At 43.9% G+C, this 5,415-nt stretch carries 4 protein-coding genes; 3 read left to right on the top strand and 1 reads right to left on the bottom strand.

Features of this window, described 5'->3' with window-relative positions:
• Nucleotides 1-257, top strand: a 257-nt coding sequence (locus F6K57_RS22975; protein WP_293070842.1) for a pentapeptide repeat-containing protein, incomplete at its 5' end; no start/stop codon positions are given.
• 58 nt (nucleotides 258-315) lie between these two features.
• Here F6K57_RS22975 and F6K57_RS22970 read toward each other — a convergent pair.
• Complete coding sequence (locus tag F6K57_RS22970) at nucleotides 316-558, bottom strand: hypothetical protein (RefSeq protein ID WP_293070840.1); 243 nt, start codon at nucleotides 556-558, stop codon at nucleotides 316-318.
• A 280-nt stretch (nucleotides 559-838) separates the two neighbouring features.
• Here F6K57_RS22970 and F6K57_RS22965 point away from each other — a divergent pair, with 280 nt between their 5' ends.
• Both F6K57_RS22965 and F6K57_RS22960 read left to right on the top strand, forming a co-directional pair.
• Entirely contained in the window at nucleotides 839-3,958 is a 3,120-nt protein-coding gene (locus tag F6K57_RS22965) for a DUF1574 family protein (protein WP_293070838.1), read from the top strand.
• Nucleotides 3,959-4,225: 267 nt separating this feature from the next.
• On the top strand, nucleotides 4,226-5,415 hold a 1,190-nt coding region (locus F6K57_RS22960), incomplete at its 3' end, for an MBOAT family O-acyltransferase (RefSeq protein WP_293070837.1).

Below are 5,415 nucleotides of genomic sequence, written 5' to 3'. Positions count from 1 at the left end.
GCTTTCTCCATCGGGTCAATCTTGCTGAGGCTAACCTCGAAGGTGCTAATCTATTTAGAGCCAATTTATTTCAAGCTAACCTCAGTAAGGCTAACTTACGAGAGGCTAATCTGATTGGAGCTGATTTGAGTGGAGCTGATTTGAGTGGAGCTGATTTGAGTGGAGCTAAAGTGGGTTCTAATGGTAAGCTCTTAGTGAAACTGACAGGGGCAAACCTAAGGGGGGCAGTTTTGCCCGATGGCAGTATCCACGACTAGGAGCAACTTTGTAGTACATCCATAGCAAAAACAACAGCAAATTTAAATTCAATTTAAGCTATTGATCATCTTGATCATCCCTTTCCAAATCTGGGAAGGGGAGAACAGGCAATCTCTCCCCTCGAAACACTTCCTCACTACTAATACCTGTGGTTTCTAACCATGAACCGATAGCTTGTATTGAGAGTATACCTAAGAGCATTGGAGCAGTGCCTAGACTTACGAAGAATTTTGTGGGCATTTCTAAATTAAACAGGTCAGCAGACCTGATTTCTGGTATTTCTGGTTGAGAAGAAGACATCTGGGTTATTTTTAGTACAAATGAACTAAACAAAGCCGAAAATTTAACATCAGTTCCCTTGAGCAGAAGTTAGGCAGCAATGGGCTGCTACCTGAGTAGTATTGACTTGGGAACCGATTGTCATGTAGTCCTGTGAGTGAGGATTTCAACCTCTATTGTCAGCTACATTAATTTTATTTGCCCAACAAGTAGTCTTAACAAAATTGTGCTTTAATCGAGGCGAGCATCTAAGATATGAAGAAATCATTCGTCCGTTACCAGTCCAGTTAATCAATTTGTGATGTTGGATGTCGATCAGCGTCTCCCAAAAGCTCCTCCCTCCTCCCTTGCCAAGTGGGCTTATTGTGCCATTAGGCAACCCGGGTTATCCATACGAATCCGTTTGCGAGGGAACAATTTGCACATTCTGTGTGAAAACCCTCAAGGAGTAGAAGCAAATAAGGTGGTCAACCGCCTTATCAAAGCCCTGAAACTGCAACAGGGAGAAGTTCAGTTTCCCCTAGACTTAGCAAACCCGATCTATCAAATAATTGTTTATGGGCGTCGAGTGGGGCAGAAGCGTCCAGACTGGATTAAGCAAATCGCTATTAAACTACCGACCGATGATACCACTCATGCTTCTAACCAATCTTCCCAGACGTCTTTCGATGCCATAACCACTGATGCGGACTTAACTGTCTCAAACGAAAGTCTTGCCCGTTCTGGTTCTCCAGATGCGATCGCTCGTTATCTCAGTGAATCCCTCAGTTACCTAGGTGTCAGTGTTAAAGTCCGGATCCAACACCAAGATTCCAAAGCTAGAAGATTTTCCGGGGCAAGTTCTAATGTTAAACAAACTAACCTTCACCCTTCACCCCCTAACCGACGGCTCTGGATAATTTGTAATTCTAACTACAGCCCAGATCCGTCCTTACTATCTGAGCCAATCATCGACCGGTTACATTCCTTGCAACTCCAAGGGTTTCGAGATGCCGTGATTTGCTTTCAGGTAAGTGGCGAAGCCACTCCTGATTGGAAGCAGCGAGTGGATTTGACCCCTCCAGAACAAGTCCTCAAGGAATGGGCTCGTTGGGGAGATGTAGAAGCAATCCAGCGGTTATTAAATCAGGGGTTGGCAGCGGTAGGAATAACAGTTAGAGCCATTCTCAAAGAAAGCACCCTACATGTATTTTGTAGCGTCATTAACCGCCGGAAAACTATTGCCCCAGAAAAAGAAACAGTAGTCAGTGCCATTGCCTCAGTACTGGATTTAATCGCTCCTCAAGGAATCCAGGGTGCAACTATTTATGGTGTAGACTCAAGTCAGTTCCCTAGTCAAACATTACTGTCTCAGCAAGCTGACTCTCTGCAACCCCCCTTTGGCAAGAATGGTCAAACTGCCAACAATTCCTTACTGCCAGAAACCGAATCCCCAGCCTGGATTCATTGGCTCAACTTACCAGCAGCAGACCACCAGAGTTTAGGAGAATCCACCTATTCCTTAGCTCAAACAGGGCATCACGATGCCTTGACCTTTTTGTTGGAACGCTTACTCAATCCCGACATTGACCAACGATTGGTAACAGGTGGAATAAGGGTAAAAATTCGCCGTAAACAAGATTTGTTGCACATCATGAGCGAGGCAACGGTCTGTCCTCGAAAATCTCAGGTCACTCGAAAAATTACCCGCTTCCTAGAGCAGCTGGCTATGTCAGAAATTACTGGCTTGCGGCTCTATGGACGTCGGGCTGGTGCTACCTCCCCCTCCTGGAACTATGGAGTTGATTTTGTTCATCGACAGCGTCTAGTCCCAGAAGCTAGCCCAGAGTTTGCTGCCTCAGATGCCTACCTGAGTGATTTGGTAACTCCCACTGGGGAACCAGTACTGCGTCCTGATCTAACCCACGACGATCTCAAGCAGGGTTTAAAAGGGGCAGTTGATGGTCTAGTTTACATACTCCAGCGTTTGCTATGCTACTCTCAGCTATTTGTACCCACTGTAGAAAACCAAGACATGGCAGCCTTCTCAGACAAGAGACAGGCCAAGGGGAAATTATCTATCCAAGGCGTAGCAGTAGCCATGGTATGGGGCGTAGCAGGATTACTAGTAACACTGATCACAGATTGGCGTTTTAGTGAGCTCCTACAGTCTCAAGCCTCACCGTCAGCGGAAGTAAAGGCAGTGACTCACTCATCACCCAAACCCATTGCTTTGCCCCAACTATCTTTGCAAAAAGGGGCTGGTCTCGGGACTGAAAACTTCAACACCTCTGGATTTACTGCTCCTGGGGATACCATGGTGATTGTGAATGAAAACGGCAATGCCACCATGGCAGCCATGCTGGCCGCAGCGCGATCGCCGAATCCTTCATTCAATAACCAGATGTTAGATGAAAAGCTAGCTCTGTACCAACAACGCCTGCTTCAAAATGGTATCCCTGATGTACTGATTATGGGGAGTTCCAGAGCCATGCGGGGAATCGATCCCATTGCCCTGCAAGATGCCTTGGAAGAACAGGGCTATCCTGACATTGACGTCTTTAACTTTGGGGTTAATGGTGCGACAGCTCAGGTAGTAGACTTCATGGTTCGGCGCGTCTTAACTCCCGAGCAACTGCCTAAATTGATTATTTGGGCTGATGGGGTCAGAGCCTTTAACAATGGTCGAGTGGATGCTACCTACAACTCGATTATCGGATCACCAGGTTACCAAGCTCTAATGGCAGGAGTTTTTCCGAACCGCACTAAACAACCACCATTACCGACAGATGCCACAGACCAACCTCTAGAGGTTTTGAAGGATAGTTATAAGTATATCAGTGACTGGCTAAATCAGTCAATAGCCAAAATTTCGTTAACTTATCCTCAACGAAGCCAGCTCAAATCTCTGTTACGGGAAAAGTTGGTTGACCTAGAAAAGTTCCTCCTACCAGACACAACCAAAACTGCCAAAAAGCCTCAACATAAATTATCCCTAACGTGGAAAATTGACTTTGATGGCTTCCTGCCCCTGTCAACTCGTTTTAACACCGCTACCTACTACCAGAAACATCCTAAAGTTCCCGGTATTTATGATGGTGATTACCGGTATTTTCAGCTAGGAGGTCAGCAAGACAAAGCCCTAAGAAACTTGCTGGAATTTGCCCAGAAGCATGACGTTAGTATCGTTATGCTCAACCTACCCCTGACTAAAGAATATTTAGATCCAGTGCGGAGCAAATATGAGAAACAATTTCAGGGATACATGTACAACTTTGATCTAGAAGGGGGATTAATTTTCCGAGATTTAAATAAGATGTTGCTAACTAAATATGACTACTTTTCTGACCCCAGTCATCTCAACCGCTATGGTGCTTACCAAGTTTCTAACCAGTTGGCTAAAGATCCAATGATGCCTTGGTCATTAGTCATTAGTGATTAATCATGAATTATTAATTTGAAATTGAATAACAACCAATAATTATATAGCGGTTTGCAACCCGCGCTAATTTCCATAACAACAAGTAGTCAGTAGTCAGTAGTCAGTAGTCAGTAGTCAAGATTCGTAATTATACTTAACCTACAAGCAAACCGCTATAACTATTCAAACGGAAACGATATGTAAGCATATGCGCGTAGCGCATATGCTGATGGCTGATAGCTGAATGCTTACACGCTATCAGGCGAACATCCTTCATCCTTTATCTTTATGTCATTTATTTCGATTACCTACAGCTGTTTCTTGCTAGCAGTTTTGGGAATCTACTGGTTGGTGCAACGTTCTACAGGTGCCACAGGTTCTCCCAAACTAAAACTTTTGGTTTTATTAATTAGCAGTCTAATCTTTTATGCTTCACTACAAATCCAATACATTCCCCTGTTGGTATTGATTACCCTAATTAATTTTTACTTTGGACAAGCACTAGGTACGAATACAGTTTCTGGTTCCCATGCTACTAATTATCATCTTTCCAATGAAGAATGGCTAGTGGCTGATAGTTTTTGGAATAACCGACGGTCAAGACTACTGAGCCTAGGGATTTTCCTAAATGTTATATTTTTGCTTGGCTTCAAGTATATTCCTTTTATATTGTCCAATTTAGCAGTAATTCTCAACTTGACAATTGCTCAAGATGGGGCTAATTGGATTAGGGATAACTTAATTGTTACTCTAGGAATATCGTTTTTTATATTTGAGGGCATTGCTTATATCATTGATGTCTATCGTGGGGCTCCAGCAACTCGTAATCTCCTCCAGTTTGCTGCTTATAAGTTTTTTTTTCCTAAACTTATTTCTGGTCCAATTACTCGTTATCCTCCGTTTGCTATTGAACTGAAAACCTTACAATTTCCAAGTTTTGACCGAGCAACAGAAGGACTTTGGTTGATTACATCTGGTGCGATTAAAAAGGCACTGTTAGCAGACCACATTGGTATTTTTGTTGATTTGTGTTTTGGCAATATAGAACGGGCTGGTAGTGGAGATTTATGGTTAGCTATCTTTGCCTACGGTTTACAACTCTATTTCGATTTCAGCGGCTATGTAGACATTGCCCGTGGTAGTGCAGTGTTACTGGGCATTAATCTTCCAGAAAACTTTGATTTTCCCTATTTCAGTATCAGCATTGCGGATTTCTGGCGTCGCTGGCACATCACTCTAGGAGATTGGATCCGTAACTATCTCTACTTTCCCTTGGGCGGTTCCCGTAAAGGGGTTGCTCGTACCTGCCTTAACCTATTCATCGTAATGGTCATTATTGGTATCTGGCATGGAGCAGCTTGGGGATTTGTAGCCTGGGGTGGCTTGCATGGTCTGGCGTTGGTTCTTCATCGCTTGACCGAAGCTTTCTGTGAAAATAGAGATGGGATAAAACGTTGGTGGCAAAGTTGGTCAGGGGT

Origin of the sequence: Moorena sp. SIO4A5 (genome assembly GCF_010672005.1) — a bacterium.
Taxonomy (GTDB): domain Bacteria; phylum Cyanobacteriota; class Cyanobacteriia; order Cyanobacteriales; family Coleofasciculaceae; genus Moorena.
The sequence above is the reverse complement of the archived record's forward strand: the minus strand, read 5'-3'. Positions and strand labels throughout refer to the sequence as shown.